This is a genomic window from Planomonospora algeriensis, assembly GCF_977012225.1.
Genome location: NZ_CDRNDK010000093.1, coordinates 1 through 17892, shown reverse-complemented (window position 1 = coordinate 17892; position 17892 = coordinate 1). Strand labels below are relative to the sequence as shown.

Here is a 17892-nt window from a genome sequence, read left to right as displayed (position 1 = left end):
GCGCTGCTGCCGCGCCGGCCCGTGCGGATCGCCGGGCAGCGCGGCATCATCGCCCGCCGCCGCCGCGCGCAGAACGGCGTGGTGGCGGTGCTGTTCCTCATCGTCCAGGTGATCGCATGGCTGCTCTGGTCCTCGTGGGCCGCGAGGCTCGGCACGCTCCTGCTGTCCCTGATGCTCGTACCGGTGCTCGTCACCGTCGTATTCGACCGGAGGTCTTGAACAAGATGTCGCTAGAGCTGCTGCCCGCCGTGGACGTCGCCGACGGCCGGGCGGTCCGCCTGGTCCAGGGCGAGGCCGGAACCGAGACGTCCTACGGCGACCCGCTCTCGGCCGCGCTCGCCTGGCAGGAGGCCGGAGCCGAGTGGATCCACCTGGTCGACCTCGACGCGGCCTTCGGCCGGGGCTCCAACCGGGAGCTGCTGGCCTCCGTGGTCAAGGCGGTCGACGTCAAGGTCGAGATGTCCGGCGGCATCCGCGACGACGCCTCGCTGGAGCTCGCCCTGGCCACCGGCTGCCGCCGCGTCAACATCGGCACCGCGGCACTGGAGAACCCCGACTGGTGCTCGAAGATCATCGCCGAGTACGGCGACCGCGTCGCGATCGGCCTGGACGTGCGCGGCACCACCCTGGCCGGCCGCGGCTGGACCAAGGAGGGCGGCGACCTGTGGGAGGTGCTGGAGCGGCTGGAGGCCGACGGCTGCTCCCGCTACGTCGTCACCGACGTCACCAAGGACGGCACCCTGACCGGCCCCAACCTCGACCTGCTGCGCGAGGTCTGCTCCCGCACCGGCAAGCCGGTCGTGGCCAGCGGCGGCGTCTCCTCCCTCGACGACCTGCGCGCCCTGGCGGCGCTGGTCCCGGCAGGGGTGGAGGGCGCGATCGTCGGCAAGGCCCTGTACGCCGGGGCGTTCACCCTCGAGGAAGCCCTGGCCGCGGTCTCCTGAGACCCCCGGACTTCCGGTCTCCGGTCCCCGGGCCTCTCGACCGGCCGGGCCTCGGCCCCTCTGAGCCGCTGGTCTCCTCTGGGACCTCTCTAGCGAAAGGAGCCCGCGCGTGAGCGTCGCGGTGCGAGTGATCCCCTGCCTGGACGTGGACGCCGGGCGGGTGGTCAAGGGCGTCAACTTCGAGAACCTGCGCGACGCCGGCGACCCGGTCGAGCTGGCCCGGCGCTACGACGCCGAGGGCGCCGACGAGCTGACGTTCCTGGACATCACCGCGTCCAGCTCCGACCGGTCCACGATGTACGACGTGGTGCGCCGTACGGCCGAGCAGGTGTTCATCCCGCTGACCGTCGGCGGGGGGGTGCGCGCGGTCGAGGACGTCGACCGGCTGCTGCGCGCCGGGGCGGACAAGGTCTCGCTGAACACCGCCGCCATCGCCCGGCCGGAACTGCTGACCGAGGCCTCCCGGCGGTACGGCGCGCAGTGCGTCGTGCTCTCGGTGGACGCCCGCCGGGTCGTCGACGGCCCGCCGACCGCGTCCGGGTTCGAGGTGACCACGCACGGCGGCCGCCGCGGCACCGGCATCGACGCGGTCGAGTGGGCGCGGCGGGGCGAGGAGCTGGGCGTGGGGGAGATCCTGCTCAACTCCATGGACGGTGACGGCACCCGCGACGGCTACGACCTGGAGATGATCCGGGCCGTCCGCGCGGCCGTCTCCGTCCCGGTCATCGCCAGCGGCGGGGCCGGGGCCGTGGAGCACTTCGCCCCGGCGGTGGAGGCGGGGGCCGACGCGGTCCTGGCGGCGTCGGTGTTCCACTTCGGCCAGCTCAAGATCGTCGACGTGAAGGACGCCCTCCGGACGGGGGGCCACCCCGTCCGCTGAGTCCCGGTGGGCCTGCACGTCTGGCATCCAGCGTTGTCCGGTTGCGCTGACCCGCGGGGTCGTCGGCGCGGTTGATGGGCGGCTTCCCGTCGAGCGACCAGGCTGCCGGCCACCCGCACTCCGCCGACGGCCTTGGCCGTCACGGTCAGGCCTCCTGCTCCGGCGGTGCGCCGTTCGCCGGGTGTCAGGCGCGGCGGGCGGCCCAGACGGTGCGCTCGGTGCGTACGGCGAGATCCTCGCGGCGCAGCAGGCTGTTCGGGCTGCCGGTGTCCAGGAGCTCGTCGAGTGCGGCGAGATCCTCGGGGCTGAGGGCGGGTGCGGCGACGCCGCGGATGCGCTGCAGGCTGCCGTAGGCGTAGCGGCCGATCGCTTCGCTGCGCCCACCTTCGATGTCGACGGTGACGGTGCGCTCGGCCTCGACGGTGAAGCCGGCGGCCGTCAGCATCGGGCCCCAGTCGGCGCCGCGGTGCGGAACGTGCTCGGCGTGGAAGGCGTCGGTCGCCGCATGGGCGCGTTCTTCGAGGCCGGGCCGGTTCTCCGGAGCATGGGCGGGGAGGAAGCGGGGGAAACCCGCGAGCTCCACGACGGCGAACAGGCCGCCGGGGGCGAGCAGTTCGCGGACGCTCCGGAGGGCGCGGTCGGGGTCGGCCATGTGGTGCATCGAAGCCGAGGCCCACACCAGGTCCGGCGTGCCGAGGTCGGGCCAGCGGTCGGCGTCGAGATCGGCCTGCACGGTCCGCACGCGCCCCTCGGCACCGCGGGCGCGTGCCTTCTCGCGCAGGAGCCGGAGGTGCCCGGCCGAGGTGTCGACGGCGGTGACGTGTGTGCCGGGGAAGCGTTCGAGGAGCGCGAAGGTTCCCGCGCCGGTGCCGCAGCCCAGGTCCACGATCTGGCGCGGCTCGCTCTCCAGCGGCAGCCAAGCGGTGATGGACGCCAGGTGTTCGGCGAGGACCTCGGCGTCCAGGTCGAGGATCTCCGCTTGGCCGCCGGAATCATGCTCCCGGTGGTGATCGTGCTGAGCGTCGTGGCGCGGGGTGTGCGGGTGCGTTCGGTTCATACCTTCAAGGTAGGGCGGTCATGCGCCTGAAGCACAACCGCTCTCGATTCAGGCAAGACAATGGCCGGATGTGCTGCCCGACGCGCAAGATGCCACCGTCACGCGCGGTCATTCACCGGTGTCCTGAGCGTCGCAGCCGCTGTTCTCGCGCTGGTGACCGCGGCGGGCGTCGCGGTCGAAGATGCCCAGGATCTCGCAGGGGCCGCCCTCGGCGCCGATCGCGTGGGGCATCATCGTGGGGAACTCGGCGGCCTGGTTGGTCTCGATGCGGAAGCGGCGGTGGCCGAGCATGAGGACCGCGGTGCCGGACAGGACGACGAGCCATTCGCGTCCCGCGTGGGCGCGCATGCGCGCCGGATTGTCGGGCGGTGGTTCGGTCATGCGCTGGCGCACCACGCTCATGCCGGGATCGCCCTTGATGGACCACCGCATCAGGCCGTGGGCGCCGTCGATCATCGGGCTGGTGACGACATCGTCGGCGGCGGTCTCCACGAGCTGATCCAGCGTGGTGTCCAGGGCACGGGCCAGGACGACCAGCTGGTCCAGCGCGAGGCGGCGCCGGCCGTTCTCGATGCGGCTCAGTGAGGACTGGCTGAGGTTGGCGCGGGTGGCCAGTTCTTCCAGGGACCAGCCCTGCGCCACCCGCAGAGCGCGGATGCGTTTGCGTACGAGGCCGTCCAGCTCTCTGTCTTCTTGCGTCATGGGCAAAACTCTATGCTCTCGATGCAACGCGAGGGTGGCGTCGTGTGCAGCTGGCCTGGAGCGTCCGGAGCCGTGCACGGGTGAAAGGCAGGAGGCCAAGACCGGCTGCCCCGAACGCGAGCGACGCACTGCCCGGGGGACCGCGCCGGGTCGGCCGCGGTGAGGTCGGGCACCTGCGGTCGGATAGCGCCCCGGATCGGTGGGGATGAGACGCCTGTGACGACGTTGACGATCCGGTGGCCGGTGCGGTGGCGTCCGTGCCGTGCGGGTCGTGGGGGGCCGGCGCCGCGGGCGGCCCGCTGATGTCCGGCGGTGGTGCGGCGCTGCGCCGTACCGCGGGGTTCGCCGTGCTGCACGTGGTCGCGATGCTGGCCGGGCGGCTGGAGCTGGCCGGTGGGGAGATCTTCGGCCTGGTGTGGCCGGCGGCCGGAACGGGGGCGCTGTGGCTGCTGGTGCAGCGGCACGAGCGGTCCCGGTGGCTGGACGCGCTGACCATGGTGACGATCTTCATCGTCGTCAACCTGCTGACCGGCGCGACCCTGCCGTCCGCCGCCTTCTTCACCGCGGTGAACCTGGCGCAGATCCTGGTGTTCCTGAAGGTGATCGCTCGGACCTGCCCGGATCTGCAGGCCTCCCGTTCGCCGACGGGTTTCGAGCAGGTGCGGCATCTGTGGGGGCTGCTGGCGGCCGCGGCCGTCGGGGCGGCGGTCGGCGGGCTGGTCGTCCCCACCGCGCTGGGCGTGCTCACCGGCCAGTGGTCGGTCCCGGGCGCCGTGGCGTGGTGGGCGCGCAACCTGGTGAGCATGATGGCGATCCCCGCGCTGGGCCTGTGCCTGGGGCGCCTGCTCGACCGGTGGGCCCATGCCCGGCGGCGGGCCTCGCCGTGGCAGGCGGTGCGCGAGGCGGCGGACCGGGCCGGCGGCTGGCGGCTCGTCGAGTGCTGCGCCTTGCTGGCGGTGTCGGCGGCGTCCTACCTCGTGACGTTCGGTGTCAGTCATGATCTGCCGCTGGCGTTCCTGCTGATCGCGGTGACGGTCTGGGCCGCGGTGCGGTTCAGCACCGCTCTCGTCGCCCTGCACAGCCTGGTCACCGGCATGGTGGCGATCGTCTTCACCGTGTACGGCAGGGGCCCGTTCACGGTGGCCGCCTCGCCCGTGGCCCGGGTGCTGGTGGCGCAGATCTTCGTCGGGGTGATCACCGTGGTCGGCCTGGCGCTGGCTCTCGGCCGCGACGAGCGCGACGTGCTGGACCGGCGGCGGCCGCGGCCGAGAAGGAGGTGATCGCCCAGGCCGGGATGCTGACGGCGATCGTCGAGTCGATGCACGACGGACTGGCGGTCATCGACGACGCCGGGAGGTTCGTCATGAGCAACCCGGCCGCCCGGCGCCTGCTGGGCACCGCCGGCTCCCTGACCGCCGCGGACGCCTGGGAGCTGCTGCATCCCGACGGCACGCCCATCGGCGGGCGGCGGTCGCCGTCCACGCTGGCCCTGGCCGGGCACGAGGTCCGCGACATGGACGTGCTGGTACGCGCCCCGGGCAGCGACGCCGACGGGCGCATGCTCAACATCAGCGCCACCCGGTTGCCCTCCGATCCCACGAGGGCGGTCGTGCTCCTCCACGACGTCACCGACGAGCGGCGGCACCGCGACGAGCTGGCGGCCTTCGCCGGGGTGGTGGCCCACGACCTGCTCAACCCGCTGGGCACCATCGACGGCTGGGTGGAGATCCTGTCCGACGCCGTCGAGGCGCTCCCCGGAGACGACGCGGCGGGCGGGACCGGTGACAGCATCGCCCGCATCCGGCAGGCTTCGGCGCGGATGCGGGAGCTGATCCAGGACCTGCTGGCGCACACCGCCGCGCGGGACGCGCCCATCACCCCCGTCCCGATCGACCTCGGGCGTATCGTGCGGGAGGTCGCCGCGGCCCGCGGCGACCTCCCGCCGGGGGCTGAGGGCCGCGGGCAGGCCCCGGTGTTCCACATCGGCGAGCTGGCCGCGGTCCGGGCCGACCGGGTGCTGCTGCGCCAGCTGCTGGACAACCTGATCGGCAACGCGGTGAAGTACACCGCCCCGGGCGAGCGGCCGGAGATCACCGTCACCTCCGCGGCCGAGCGGCCGGGGTGGGTCCGCGTCGAGGTCGCCGACCGGGGCATCGGGATCCCGCAGGGACAGCACGAGGCGATCTTCCAGAGCTTCCGCCGGGCGCACGAGGGCCGCTCCTACAGCGGCAGCGGGCTCGGCCTGGCCATCTGCAAGCGGATCGTCGAACGGCACGGCGGCACGATCGGGGTGGAGGACGACCCGGCAGGGGGATCGCGGTTCCACTTCACGCTGCCCGCCGCCTCCGGTGATACGACCGGGTGAACCGGGCCGGTCAGCCGCTTGCGGGACGCGCCGCCCGCGGCGCCGTGCGGGGCGCGGGCGACGGTCCGGACCCGGGTTGTGCGGGATCGGTGTTTGGCCGTCGGCGTCACGGGGAGAGGCTCACGCACGGCGCGGCGGTGCGCCGTGCGAGACCACGGAGCTTGAGATGACCAGGAGGTCGGGAATGCTCGGAACATCTGCCCGGCGGGCGGCGGCGGCCGCGTTGGCGATGGCCGCCTTCACCGGATTGCTCGGCGGCTGCGGCGGCGGTGAGGACGACGGCGACGGCCCTGACGTGGTCGAGACCTCGGCGCCCGGCGTCGAGAACGACGGGGAGACCGACAACGACGGGGACGGCGACTGACGTCGCGGGGATCCGGGGGTGCCGCGCTCCCGGATGGAACGTTCGGGAGCGCGGGGAGAAGAGAAAGGGATCAGGGCGAAGCGGACCTTCGCCGGCGGTCAGCTCAGTACGTTCGTGAAGAACAGGGCCAGCCGATCGGCCCCCTGGATGATGCCGTCGAAGACCCCGTTGACCGCTGACGCGGCCTCGGCGGGTCGGCTGAACAGATAAAAGGCCACGAACGCCACCGCTGCGTAGGTGGCGATCTTCTTGACCTGCATGGGGGCCTCCTGCAGTTCCATTCCCAGCCGTATATACCCTGATTTTAAGGATCTCTGGCATCTTCGGCCCGGGTGGCTCCCGGATCTTGATGATCATACCTGGCGCGCCGGGGCGAGCCATGGCCGGATCGCGGGATTGGCATGGTCGGTCCCCTCCTCGTCATGGTGCGCAGGGAGCGCCGCCGTTGTCCAACCCGGAGTGCAAGGTATATCGGAAGGGCGACCGGCGGCAGCGGGATCGCGAAGATGAGCACCGACGCTGTGACCAGAGGACGGACCCCCGCTCCCGGCTGGCGAGACGGGTCCGCCGGCCCGCCTGTGGCCCCGTCGCCGCGCCCGGGATCACGGTCTCGCCGGCGCCGGGGCGGAGGCCGGATCCGCCGTCCGGGGCGGACGGCCCTCCACGGGGTCCGCTCAGACGCCCAGGGAGGCGTCCATCAGGCGGGCCACGGCGGCCTCGTCACCGCTGAGCTCCACCCTGGCGTGGGCCTGCCGCCCGAAGCAGAACAGCAGCAGCTCGCTCGCCGGGCCGCTCACCTCGACCTTCGGGCCCTCCTTGGCGCCGCCGAGGGCGACGCCGCCGCCGATCCGGTGCAGGACGACGCCGACCGGGGCCTTGCGCAGGAACAGCCCCCGCCCCGCGCGGACCCGCTTCCAGAACAGCTCCTCCAGGTCGGCGGAGAGCCCGCGGGGCTCCCACACGCGCTGCGCCCGGCGCAGGTCCTCGTGGTGGACGAACAGCTCCATGGTGTTCACGGCGGCGTCCATGCCGGGGACCAGCCCGTAGATCCCGCCGGGACCGGAGCGGACGAGCTCCACCAGCCCGCCGAAGCCGCGGTCGGCCTTGAGCGACTCCTGCACCCGGGCGGTGTATCCCGCCAGCGGGGCCAGGGCGATGCCGGGGGCGGCGTCCAGGCGGCGCTCCCGCAGCACGAGGTGGGCGGCGAGGTCGAAGGCGGTCCAGCCCTCGCAGAGCGTGGGGGCGTCCGGGCCGAGCCGGACGAGCAGGTCGCTGAGCTCTGCGCGCTCGGCGCGGGCGTGGTTCATCCTGTGATCCTAACAAGGCCGTTGCGCGAGCAACCGCCGGGGAGCCGTCCCGCCGATCATGGAGAGGCGGTCGCGGCGGGAATAACGTGTCGCCCCGGCGTGATACTCACATAGGTAACGACATCCCCGGCGAAAGGACACCCTCCGAGTGGCGAGCAAGGCGACGTCCGCCGTCATGCGTCAAGGGCTCCGCGTTCTGGGGGTGGCCATCCGAGCGGAGAAGGCGGTCTTCACCGCCGCGGTGCTGGCCAGTTCCGTCTACGGCGCGATGACGGTCGCGTCGGCGTGGGCGCTGGGCTGGGCCACCGAGAACGTCGTGCTGCCCGCGTTCCGCCAGGGTGAGGCCGCCGCCGGCACGGTCGCGGCGGGCGTGCTCCTCATCGTCGGCACCGCGCTGCTCAAGGCGCTGGGCGTGGCCGGCCGGCGGTTCTTCGCCGGCGTCATGCAGTACCGCATGCAGGCCCGTTCCCGGCGGGACGTCACCCGCCAGTACCTCAGGCTCCCGCTGGCCTGGCACCACCGGCACCCGACCGGCCAGCTGCTCTCCAACGCCAGCGCCGACGCCGAGGCCGCCTGGGCCCCGCTGGCCCCGCTGCCGATGGCCGTCGGCGTGGTCGTCATGCTGGTCACCGCCGCGGTCGCGCTCGTCCTGACCGACCTGCCGCTCGCCCTCGTCGGCTTCCTGATCTTCCCGGCCATCGCCCTGCTCAACCTCGTCTACCAGCGCAGGCTCAGCCCGCTGGCCACCCGCGCCCAGCAGCTGCGCGCCGAGGTCAGCGAGATCGCGCACGAGAGCTTCGACGGGGCGCTGGTCGTCAAGACCCTCGGCCGGGAGGACGCCGAGACCGCCAGGTTCCAGGCCAGGGCCGAGCGGCTGCGCGACGCCAACATCGCGGTGGGGCGCGTGCGGGGCCTGTTCGACCCGATGCTGGAGGCCCTGCCCACCCTCGGCGTGCTGGCCGTGCTGCTGGTCGGCGCGGCCCGGCTGGAGGGCGGCGCGATCACCGCCGGGACCCTGGTCCAGGTCGCCTACCTGTTCACCCTGCTGGCCTTCCCGATCCGCGCCCTCGGCTGGGTGCTCGCCGAGCTGCCCCGCGCCGTCGTCGGCTACGAGCGGGTCCAGGAGGTGCTGGCGGCCACCGGTTCCATGGAGTACGGCACCGCCACTCTGGCCGGGGACGCCCCGGCCCGGCTGGAGGTGCGCGACCTCGGCTACGCCTACGGGGACGTCCCGGTCCTGTCGGGGGTGGGCTTCGAGGTCGAGCCGGGCCGTACGACCGCCCTGGTCGGGCCCACCGGCTCCGGCAAGTCCACGCTCGTGCAGACCTTCGTCCGGCTCGTCGACCCGGCGCAGGGGGCCGTGCTCGTCGACGGCACGGACCTGCGCGAGGCGGCGCGCGGCGCGGTCAGCGACGTGGTGGCGCTGGTGCCGCAGCAGACGTTCCTGTTCGACGACACGGTCCGCGGCAACATCACCCTGGGCCTGCCGATCGACGACCAGGAGGTCTGGGCGGCGCTGCGCCTGGCCCAGGCCGAGGGGTTCGTCAGCGCCCTGCCCGCCGGGCTCGACACCAAGGTCGGGGAGCGCGGCACCAGCCTGTCGGGCGGCCAGCGCCAGCGCCTGGCGCTGGCCCGCGCGCTGGTCCGCCGCCCGAGGCTGCTGGTCCTGGACGACGCGACCTCCAGCGTCGACCCCCAGGTGGAGGCGAAGATCCTGTACGGCCTGCGGGACGCCGCCGCCACGTCGGCGGCCTCGACCGTGGTGGTGGTGGCCTACCGGATGGCCACCATCGCCCTGGCCGACGAGGTCGTCTACCTCGAGCACGGCCGCGTCGTCGACCGCGGCCCGCACGACGAGCTGCTGGCCCGCTGCGAGGGATACCGCAACCTGGTCACCGCCTACGAGCGCGAGGAGGCCGAGCGGGAGGCGCTCGGCGCCGACGAGGAGACCGGCGGGGAGACCGGCGGAGGGGCGGCGGGGAGGTCCGGCGGGGGACTGTCCGCCGGCGAGATCAGCACCGACGAGGAGATCAGCGCGTGACGACACTGCAGGAGACTCCCGGGACCCAGGGCCTGCGGGGCGTCGAGCGGTCCGCGATCGCGACCGTGCGGCACGGGCTGTCCCTCACGCCGGAGATCCGCAAGGGGCTGGCGGGCACGTTCGCGCTGGCGGTGCTCGCCACGGTCGGCAAGGTGATCGTGCCGATCGCCGTGCAGCAGACCATGGACCGGGGCCTGGAGGGTCCCGTGCCCGATGTGGCCTACATCCGCACGGTCGTGGCGGTCTGCGCCGCGGCGGTGGTGCTCACCGCGTTCTGCGGCTACCTGATGAACGTCCGCCTGTACAAGGCGACCGAGTCCTCGCTGGCCACGCTCCGGGTGCGCGGCTTCCGGCACGTGCACGACCTGTCGGTGCTCACCCAGAACTCCGAGCGGCGCGGCGCGCTGGTCTCGCGGGTCACCGGCGACGTCGACCAGATCAGCGCCTTCATGCAGTGGGGCGGTCTGATGATCATCGTCGCGCTGGGCCAGCTGCTCGTGGCCAGCGTGCTGATGTTCGTCTACTCCTGGCAGCTCGGCTTGCTGGTCTGGATCTGCTTCCTGCCGCTCATGGCCGCGATGCCGCGCTTCCAGCGGTGGCTGTCGGCCGCCTACACCCGCGTCCGCGAGCGGACCGGCGACATGCTCTCCGCGGTCGGCGAGTCGGTCGTCGGCGCGGCGGTGATCCGCGCCTACGGCGCCGAGGCCCGCACGGCCGAGCGGCTGGACACCGCGATCGAGGCCAACAAGACCGCCCAGGCCCGCACCCAGAAGATCGTCGCGACCGTCTTCCCGCTGACCGAGATCGTGGCCGCCGTGGCCGTGGCCGGAGTGGTGCTGCTCGGCGTGCGGCTGGGCGTGGACGGTGACATCTCCGAGGGGCGGCTGGTCGCCTTCCTCTTCCTGATCACGCTGTTCATCTCCCCGATGCAGATCGCCACCGAGGTGCTCAACGAGGCGCAGAACGCGATCGCCGGCTGGCGGCGGGTCCTGGGCGTGCTCGACACCCCGCCGGACGTCGCCGACCCGGGCGGGGACGGCGTCGACCTGCCGCGCGGGCCCATCTCCGTCTCCTTCCAGGAGGTCGGCTTCGCCTACCCCGGCGGGCCCGCGGTGCTGAGCGACGTCTCGGTCGACATCCCGCCGCGCTCGCGGATCGCGGTGGTGGGGGAGACCGGCTCCGGCAAGACGACCTTCGCCAAGCTGCTCACCCGGCTGATGGACCCGGTCTCCGGGCGGGTCGTCGTGGACGGCGAGGACCTGCGCAAGGTGCGCTTCTCCTCGCTGCGCGAGCGGATCGTCATGGTCCCGCAGGACGGCTTCCTGTTCGACGGCACGCTGGCCGACAACATCCGCTTCGGCCGCCCGTCGGCGACCGACGAGGAGATCGGGCTGGCCCTGACCGAGCTGGGCCTGGCCGACTGGCTGGAGGGGCTGCCCGCCGGCCTGGCCACCCCGGTCGGCCAGCGCGGTGAGTCGCTCTCGGCGGGCGAGCGCCAGCTCGTCGCGCTGGCCCGCGCCTACCTCGCCGACCCCGACCTGCTCCTGCTGGACGAGGCCACCTCCGCGGTGGACCCGGCGACGGAGGTACGGCTGGCGCGCGCCCTGGAGGGCGTCACGCGGGGCCGTACCGCGGTCTCCATCGCGCACCGGCTGTCCACCGCCGAGGCCGCGGACGAGGTGCTGGTCTTCGACCGGGGCCGGATCGTCCAGCGCGGGCCGCACGCCGAGCTGGTGGCGCGGCCCGGGGTCTACGCCGACCTGCACGCGTCCTGGGTGTCGGCCGCCCGGTCGTGAAGCAGAGGTTGCGAATCACCGGAAGAAATCCCCACAAAAGGGACATGTCTCAGGGTTAAAGCGTGCTTCTGGTGGCAGGGGGCGGGTATGGACGCGAACCTGCTGCCCCCGGGAGTGCGCTCGGCCGTGGCCGAGAGTGATCTGATGGACGACCTGGACGACTTCCTGGTCGACGACGATGACGACGACGACCCCGTGCTGAGGCGGCGGGACGGCAGCCCCGTGGACACCTGGCGCGAGCACTACCCCTACGACGCGCGCCTGTCCCGGGAGGAGTACGACCGGGTCAAGCGGCTGCTCCAGATCGAGCTGCTCAAGCTGCAGTACTGGATCAAGGACACCGGCGGCCGGCTGGTGATCCTGTTCGAAGGACGCGACGCGGCGGGCAAGGGCGGCACGATCAAGCGGTTCATGGAGCACCTCAACCCGCGCGGCGCGCGCGTGGTCGCGCTGGAGAAGCCCAGCGAGCGCGAGAGCACCCAGTGGTACTTCCAGCGCTACGTCGCCCACCTGCCCGCCGCGGGGGAGATGGTCTTCTTCGACCGCTCCTGGTACAACCGCGCCGGCGTGGAGCGGGTGATGGGCTTCGCGACCCCGGAGCAGTACCTGGAGTTCATGCGGCAGGCCCCCGAACTGGAGCGCATGCTGGTCCGCGACGGCGTCCACCTGGTGAAGTTCTGGTTCTCGGTGTCGCGCAAGGAGCAGCGGACCCGCTTCCTGATCCGCCAGGTCGACCCGGTCCGGCAGTGGAAGCTCTCGCCGATGGACCTGGAGTCGCTGGACAAGTGGGCCGACTACACCGAGGCCAAGGAGGACATGTTCCTGCACACCGACACGGACGAGGCGCCGTGGACGGTGGTCAAGAGCAACGACAAGAAGCGGGCCAGGATCGAGGCCATGCGGCACGTGCTGAGCCTGTTCGAGTACGAGAACAAGGACCACGAGGTCGTCGGGACCCCCGACCCGAAGATCGTGGTCAAGGCCGCCGACGTGCTGGACGACGACCGCGTGCGCTAGGTGTTCCGCCCCGTGAGACCGAGTGCGCGGCCGGCGGGTGGGGGGCCGTTCCCGGCACGGTGGAGGGGCCGCCCGGCGGGGCGGGCCGTTCCGGTGTGCTGTAGGGGCCGCCCGGCGGGGGCGGGCCGCCGCACGTTTCCGGCTGCGGCACAATTGCCGCATGTCCCTTGACCCCGCCATCGCGGCCCGGCTGAAGCGCACCGCCGACGGGCTGGTGCCCGCCATCGTCCAGCAGTACGACACCGGCGAGGTGCTGATGCTCGCCTGGATGGACGACGAGGCCCTGCACCGCACGCTCACCACCGGCCGGGCCACCTACTGGTCGCGCAGCCGCGGCTCCTACTGGGTGAAGGGCGACACCTCCGGCCACGTCCAGCACGTCAAGTCGGCGGCCCTGGACTGCGACGGGGACACGATCCTGCTCAAGGTCGACCAGGTGGGCGCGGCGTGCCACACCGGCGACCGCACCTGCTTCGACGCGGACGAGCTGCCGGTGACCCCGGCGTGAACGCCCGCCGGGAGCTGTGGACATGGGTGGCGGCCTGCGCGGCCGGGGCCGGGGCGGTGCTGCTGGCCGCCGGCCGCGAGTGGGTCGTGCCCGGCTCCGGAGGCGTGGGGGCGGGCGGTGCCGAGCCGCCCGTCCTGACGGGTTCCGGGATCGTGTCCTTCCTGAGCCCGGTGGCGCTGGCCGTGCTCGCGGCGATGGTCGCCGTGCTCGCCACGGGCGGCGGGGCGCGCCGGGCGGTCGGCGCGGTGATCGCGCTCTGCGGGCTGGGCGTGCTCGCCGGCGTCTGGAACGGGACGGCCGGTGCGCCGGCCGCGGTGATGGAGGCGAACCTGGCCAGGGCCGCGGCCGCGGGCGGGGACTTCGCCCTCGACGCCTTCACGGTCCGCTGGACATGGCCCGCAGTCGCGGCGGCGGGCGGGCTGGTCCTGCTGGCCGCGGGGGTGGCGGCGGCCCTGACGGGGACCCCGCTGGCCCGGCATGTCCGGCCGGTACGACCGTTCGGAGCGCGGCTCCGGCGCGGGGCCGGTCACCGAGCGGACGATGTGGGACGCGATCGACCGCGGAGCCGACCCGACCGACGACCCGGCCGGTGATCGGGTCGGTGATCGGGTCGGTGATCGGGACGGCGGCCCGTCGGACGGCGCGCCCGGAGACCGGGGCGCGGGATCGTCCGGCGACTCCTTCCCGAGCCCGGCCGGAGGGCCGGTGCGAGGGGAGCGCTGACCCCGGTCATCCGGATGGTCCCGGCCCCCGGATCACAACTTGCCCACAGGGCGGCCGTACCCGCCGGGAACAGGTACGTTGTCGCTAGGCTGCCGCCCGCAACCCGGATGAAGAGGAGTGATTCATGAGCTACGGGAATCAGTCGGGCGGTTACGGACCTCCCGGGGGATACGGGCCTCCCGGCGGCTACGGCGGGCCGCCGCCCGGAGGCGGCTACGACCCCTACGGCTACGGCGGCCCGCCCCCGCCCCGCGGCAACAACGGCATGGCCGTCGCCTCGCTGATCATGGGCATCATCGGGCTCTTCTCCTGCGGCGTCACCTCGCTCGTGGGCATCGTGCTCGGACACGTCTCGCTGAGCCAGATCAAGCGGACGGGCGAGGAGGGACGCGGCCTGGGCGTCGCCGGCCTGATCCTGTCCTATTTCGGCATCGCCGGGTGGCTCCTGCTGCTCGTCTTCGCGCTGCTGCTCGGCTGGTGGGGGCTCGGAGTCGCCGCTACCTCGGGTTACGCCCCCTGACGGACACCCGCGTGTGCTGACGGGCGTCCCCCCGCGAGTTGAGTATCGTGGCCGGGTGACGGACGGCCACCGGCGGAATACCCGGTCGGGCCGGGACGGCGAGGAGGCCGGGGCGGGGTGACGGGCGAGACGGCGGGCGCGCGGTGGTCCGGAAGGCGGGCCCTGGCGGCGCCCCTGGGCACGGCGCTGGCGGCGGGGATCGCGGTCGCCCTGGTGGGCGCGGTGGACCCGAACGAGCCCGGCCACTACCCCTCCTGCCCCTTCCTGACGCTGACGGGACTCTACTGTCCCGGCTGCGGCGGCCTGCGGGCCGTGCACGCGCTCGCCCACGGCGATCCCGTCACGGCGCTCGGCCTCAACCCGCTCCTCGTGGCCGCGGTGCCGCTCCTGGCGGTGCTCTGGGGGCGCTGGGCGGTGCGGTCCTGGCGGGGCCTGCCGTTCGCGGCGGGATGGCTCCGTCCCGCGCACGCGTGGTGGCTGCTGGGCACGATGATCGTTTTCTGGATAGGACGAAATCTGCCTTTCGGGGACTTCCTGGCGCCATAGCGACCACGCCCGTCACCCGGTGGCGGGGTGACCTCGGCAAGGCCGATAGCATCGGCAGGACAAGGGCAATCGATCGGGAGGGACCTGACCCGTGAGCGAGCGGAGCGAGCGAGCCGTCAGACGCAGCAGCTTGCGAACGAGGGCGACGGAGGAGGCCCGGTGAGCGAGCCGACCACGGGTGCAAGGATGATCACGGACGTGGCCTCCGGGCTTCGCGGGGAGGTCTCATGAGCGTGCTGGACGAGATCATCGACGGGGTCCGCGCCGATCTGGCCGAGCGGCAGCAGACCGTGGCCCTGTCCGAGCTCAAGGCGCGGGCAGAGCGGGCGCCGGCGCCCGCGACGCCTACAAGGCGCTCGGCGGCGACCAGGTGGCCGTCATCGCGGAGGTGAAGCGCTCCAGCCCGTCGAAGGGCGCGCTGGCCGCGATCGCCGACCCGGCGGCCCTGGCCGCCGACTACGAGGCCGGCGGCGCGCACGTCATCAGCGTGCTGACCGAGAAGCGCCGCTTCGGCGGCAGCCTCGACGACCTGGCCGCCGTACGCGCCGTCGTCGACATCCCGGTGCTGCGCAAGGACTTCATCGTCACCTCCTACCAGCTCTGGGAGGCCCGCGCCCACGGCGCCGACCTGGCGCTGCTGATCGTGGCCGCGCTGGACCAGAACGCGCTGGTCTCCCTCATCGAGCGGGCCGAGTCGATCGGACTGGCGCCGCTGGTGGAGGTGCACACCGCCGAGGAGCTCGACCGGGCACTGGACGCCGGAGCCCGGATCATCGGCATCAACGCGCGCAACCTCAAGACCCTCGAGGTCGACCGAGAGGTGTTCGCCAAGCTGGCGCCGGAGATCCCCGAAGGCATCATCAAGATCGCCGAATCGGGTGTGCGCGGCCCCCATGACCTGCTCGCCTACGCCCGGGCCGGCGCCGACGCCGTCCTGGTCGGGGAGAGCCTGGTGACCGGCAAGGACCCCCGGGCCGCCGTCGTGGACCTGGTCACCGCCGGAGCCCACCCCGCATCCCGACCCGAGGGGCAGTAAGACAAGTGACAGCGACGCAAGAGCCCATCCTCACCGCGGCGGACCTGGCAGGCCACGGCGTCCACGGCGACGATCCGGACGCCCAGGGCAAGTTCGGCATCTTCGGCGGCCGCTACGTGCCCGAGGCGCTCATCCCGGCGCTGGACGAGGTCGCCGCCGAGTACGACCGGGCCAGGAACGACCCCGCCTTCCTCCGCGAGTTCGACCAGCTGCTGCGCACCTACGCCGGCCGGCCGACCACCCTCACCGAGGTGCCGCGCTTCGCCGAGCAGGCGGGCGGCGCCCGGATCATCCTCAAGCGCGAGGACCTGACCCACACCGGCGCACACAAGATCAACAATGTGCTCGGCCAGGCCCTGCTCACCAAGCGCCTGGGCAAGACGCGGGTGATCGCCGAGACCGGCGCCGGCCAGCACGGCGTCGCCACCGCGACCGCCGCCGCCCTGATGGGCCTGGAGTGCGTCATCTACATGGGCGCCGTCGACTGCGAGCGCCAGGCGCTGAACGTGGCGCGGATGAAGCTGCTCGGCGCCACGGTCGTCCCGGTCACCAACGGCAGCCAGACCCTCAAGGACGCCATCAACGAGGCGTTCCGCGACTGGGTCACCAACGTCGACCGCACCCACTACCTGTTCGGCACGATCGCCGGTCCGCACCCGTTCCCCGAGATCGTGCGCGACTTCGCCCGCATCATCGGGGTCGAGGCCCGCCGCCAGATCCTGGAGCTGACCGGCGCCCTGCCGGACGCGGTCTGCGCGGCCGTCGGTGGCGGCTCGAACGCGATCGGCATCTTCCACGCCTTCATCGAGGACTCCGGCGTCGCGCTGCACGGCTACGAGGCCGGCGGCCGGGGCCTGGAGACCGGCGAGCACGCGCTCACCCTCACCGCGGGCTCGGTCGGCGTGCTGCACGGCTCGCGCACCTACGTCCTGCAGGACGAGGAGGGCCAGACGATCGAGTCGCACTCGATCTCCGCCGGGCTCGACTACCCCGGCGTCGGCCCCGAGCACGCCTGGCTGAAGGACAGCGGCCGCGCCGTCTACCACGGCGTCACCGACGCCGAGGCGATGGAGGCCTTCGCGCTCCTGGCCCGCACCGAGGGCATCATCCCGGCGATCGAGTCCTCCCACGCCCTGGCCGGGGCCCTCAAGCTCGGCCGCGAGCTGGGCCCCGAGGCGACCATCCTGGTCAACCTCTCGGGCCGCGGTGACAAGGACATGGGCACCGCCATGAAGTACTTCGACCTCTGACGACCGACTCGCCTCCCCTCCGGCCCGGTCCGGAGGGGGCCCAAGGCCCCGATCCGCAACGGAACCCAACATGACGACTCTCCAGACGGTGTTCGCCAAGGCGAAGGCGGACGACCGCGCAGCCCTCGTCGGATACCTCCCCGCCGGATTCCCGACGAAGGACGGCGCGATCGCGGCCGCCACCGCCATGGTGGAGGCGGGCTGCGACGTGATCGAGATCGGCCTGCCCTACTCCGACCCGCTCATGGACGGTCCGACCATCCAGGACGCGGTGCACCGGGCGCTGAGCAACGGCACCCGCATCGCCGACGTGCTGCGCACGGTCGAGGGCGTGGCCAAGACCGGCGCGGCCACCCTCGTCATGACCTACTGGAACCCGATCGACCGCTACGGGGCCGAGCGGTTCGCGCGCGACCTGGCGAGTGCGGGCGGCGTGGGCACCATCACCCCGGACCTGACCCCGGAGGAGGCCGGTCCCTGGCGGGAGGCCAGCGCCGCCGCCGGGATCGACACCGTCTTCCTGGTCGCGCCCAGTTCCACCGACGAGCGCATCAAGGCCGTCGTCGAGTGCTGCACCGGTTTCGTCTACGCGGCCTCGCTGATGGGCGTCACCGGTGCCCGCGAGTCGGTCAGCTCGTCGGCGCAGGGCCTGGTCGAGCGGACCCGCGCCCACACCGACCTGCCCGTCTGCGTGGGCCTGGGGGTCGGCAACGGCAGGCAGGCCGCCGAGGTCGCGGCCTACGCCGACGGCGTGATCGTGGGATCGGCGTTCATCCGCCGTCTCCTGGACGCCGCCGACGAGACCTCCGGTCTGGCGGCGGTCCGCGAGTCGCGCG

At 73.1% G+C, this 17892-nt stretch carries 19 protein-coding genes and 2 pseudogenes; 17 read left to right on the top strand and 4 right to left on the bottom strand.

All coding sequences use genetic code 11. The features are described from left to right. The 3 genes and pseudogenes from ACWJ6R_RS12895 to hisF all read left to right on the top strand — a co-directional run. Nucleotides 1–219, top strand: a pseudogene (locus ACWJ6R_RS12895) (hypothetical protein); the annotation flags it as partial. 5 nt (nt 220–224) lie between these two features. Further along, a complete protein-coding gene (gene priA / locus ACWJ6R_RS12890) occupies nt 225–944 on the top strand; it encodes a bifunctional 1-(5-phosphoribosyl)-5-((5-phosphoribosylamino)methylideneamino)imidazole-4-carboxamide isomerase/phosphoribosylanthranilate isomerase PriA (RefSeq protein WP_449062442.1) in 720 nt (239 codons plus the stop codon). A 109-nt stretch (nt 945–1053) separates the two neighbouring features. After that, nucleotides 1054–1824 (top strand): imidazole glycerol phosphate synthase subunit HisF, encoded by a 771-nt coding sequence (gene hisF / locus ACWJ6R_RS12885; protein WP_449062441.1) that lies wholly within the window; start codon nt 1054–1056, stop codon nt 1822–1824. A 184-nt stretch (nt 1825–2008) separates the two neighbouring features. Here hisF and ACWJ6R_RS12880 read toward each other — a convergent pair whose 3' ends face one another. Beyond that, nucleotides 2009–2881 carry a class I SAM-dependent methyltransferase gene (locus ACWJ6R_RS12880; RefSeq protein WP_449062440.1) on the bottom strand — a complete coding sequence of 291 codons (873 nt, stop codon included), beginning with the start codon at nt 2879–2881 and terminating at the stop codon, nt 2009–2011. Nucleotides 2882–2989: 108 nt separating this feature from the next. Beyond that, nucleotides 2990–3583 carry a helix-turn-helix domain-containing protein gene (locus tag ACWJ6R_RS12875; protein ID WP_449062439.1) on the bottom strand — a complete coding sequence of 198 codons (594 nt, stop codon included), beginning with the start codon at nt 3581–3583 and terminating at the stop codon, nt 2990–2992. 248 nt (nt 3584–3831) lie between these two features. On the opposite strand from ACWJ6R_RS12875, the gene ACWJ6R_RS12870 reads away from it, so the two are divergent. The 3 genes from ACWJ6R_RS12870 to ACWJ6R_RS12860 all read left to right on the top strand — a co-directional run bounded on the left by ACWJ6R_RS12870 (nt 3832) and on the right by ACWJ6R_RS12860 (nt 6312). Beyond that, nucleotides 3832–4863 carry an MASE1 domain-containing protein gene (locus ACWJ6R_RS12870; protein ID WP_449062438.1) on the top strand — a complete coding sequence of 344 codons (1032 nt, stop codon included), beginning with the start codon at nt 3832–3834 and terminating at the stop codon, nt 4861–4863. Beyond that, nucleotides 4860–5948, top strand: a complete 1089-nt coding sequence (locus ACWJ6R_RS12865; RefSeq protein WP_449062437.1) for an ATP-binding protein — start codon at nt 4860–4862, stop codon at nt 5946–5948. The genes ACWJ6R_RS12870 and ACWJ6R_RS12865 overlap by 4 nt, the downstream gene beginning before the upstream one ends. 184 nt (nt 5949–6132) lie before the next feature. Then, nucleotides 6133–6312, top strand: coding sequence for a hypothetical protein (locus ACWJ6R_RS12860; RefSeq protein WP_449062436.1), 180 nt, complete (start codon nt 6133–6135; stop codon nt 6310–6312). 98 nt (nt 6313–6410) lie between these two features. On the opposite strand, the gene ACWJ6R_RS12855 is transcribed toward ACWJ6R_RS12860, so the two are convergent. Both ACWJ6R_RS12855 and ACWJ6R_RS12850 read right to left on the bottom strand, forming a co-directional pair. After that, a complete protein-coding gene (locus tag ACWJ6R_RS12855) occupies nt 6411–6593 on the bottom strand; it encodes a hypothetical protein (protein ID WP_449062435.1) in 183 nt (60 codons plus the stop codon). Between the two features lie 393 nt (nt 6594–6986). Beyond that, on the bottom strand, nt 6987–7619 hold the full coding sequence (locus ACWJ6R_RS12850; protein ID WP_449062434.1) for a TIGR03085 family metal-binding protein: 633 nt from the start codon (nt 7617–7619) through the stop codon (nt 6987–6989). Nucleotides 7620–7794: 175 nt separating this feature from the next. Here ACWJ6R_RS12850 and ACWJ6R_RS12845 point away from each other — a divergent pair, with 175 nt between their 5' ends. The 11 genes and pseudogenes from ACWJ6R_RS12845 to trpA form a co-directional block, all read left to right on the top strand. Next, nucleotides 7795–9660: an ABC transporter ATP-binding protein gene (locus tag ACWJ6R_RS12845; RefSeq protein ID WP_449062444.1), complete on the top strand. Its 1866-nt coding sequence runs from the start codon at nt 7795–7797 to the stop codon at nt 9658–9660. Then, nucleotides 9657–11456, top strand: a complete 1800-nt coding sequence (locus tag ACWJ6R_RS12840; protein ID WP_449062433.1) for an ABC transporter ATP-binding protein — start codon at nt 9657–9659, stop codon at nt 11454–11456. The genes ACWJ6R_RS12845 and ACWJ6R_RS12840 overlap by 4 nt, the downstream gene beginning before the upstream one ends. An 87-nt stretch (nt 11457–11543) precedes the next feature. Next, on the top strand, nt 11544–12473 hold the full coding sequence (ppk2, locus tag ACWJ6R_RS12835; protein ID WP_449062432.1) for a polyphosphate kinase 2: 930 nt from the start codon (nt 11544–11546) through the stop codon (nt 12471–12473). A gap of 160 nt (nt 12474–12633) precedes the next feature. Continuing rightward, nucleotides 12634–12981 carry a phosphoribosyl-AMP cyclohydrolase gene (gene hisI / locus ACWJ6R_RS12830; protein ID WP_449062431.1) on the top strand — a complete coding sequence of 116 codons (348 nt, stop codon included), beginning with the start codon at nt 12634–12636 and terminating at the stop codon, nt 12979–12981. Then, nucleotides 12978–13574, top strand: a complete 597-nt coding sequence (locus tag ACWJ6R_RS12825) for a Trp biosynthesis-associated membrane protein (RefSeq protein WP_449062430.1) — start codon at nt 12978–12980, stop codon at nt 13572–13574. Before hisI ends, ACWJ6R_RS12825 begins: the two co-directional genes overlap by 4 nt. After that, complete coding sequence (locus ACWJ6R_RS12820) at nt 13459–13704, top strand: hypothetical protein (RefSeq protein ID WP_449062429.1); 246 nt, start codon at nt 13459–13461, stop codon at nt 13702–13704. The genes ACWJ6R_RS12825 and ACWJ6R_RS12820 overlap by 116 nt, the downstream gene beginning before the upstream one ends. Nucleotides 13705–13828: 124 nt before the next feature. Continuing rightward, complete coding sequence (locus tag ACWJ6R_RS12815; RefSeq protein ID WP_449062428.1) at nt 13829–14224, top strand: DUF4190 domain-containing protein; 396 nt, start codon at nt 13829–13831, stop codon at nt 14222–14224. A gap of 117 nt (nt 14225–14341) precedes the next feature. Then, nucleotides 14342–14770, top strand: a complete 429-nt coding sequence (locus ACWJ6R_RS12810) for a DUF2752 domain-containing protein (RefSeq protein ID WP_449062427.1) — start codon at nt 14342–14344, stop codon at nt 14768–14770. 227 nt (nt 14771–14997) lie between these two features. Further along, nucleotides 14998–15806 (top strand): annotated as a pseudogene (gene trpC / locus ACWJ6R_RS12805) (indole-3-glycerol phosphate synthase TrpC). A 44-nt stretch (nt 15807–15850) separates the two neighbouring features. Further along, nucleotides 15851–17056: a tryptophan synthase subunit beta gene (gene trpB, locus ACWJ6R_RS12800; RefSeq protein WP_449062443.1), complete on the top strand. Its 1206-nt coding sequence runs from the start codon at nt 15851–15853 to the stop codon at nt 17054–17056. Nucleotides 17057–17126: 70 nt separating this feature from the next. Beyond that, nucleotides 17127–17892, top strand: a 766-nt coding sequence (trpA, locus tag ACWJ6R_RS12795; protein WP_449062426.1) for a tryptophan synthase subunit alpha, incomplete at its 3' end; no start/stop codon positions are given.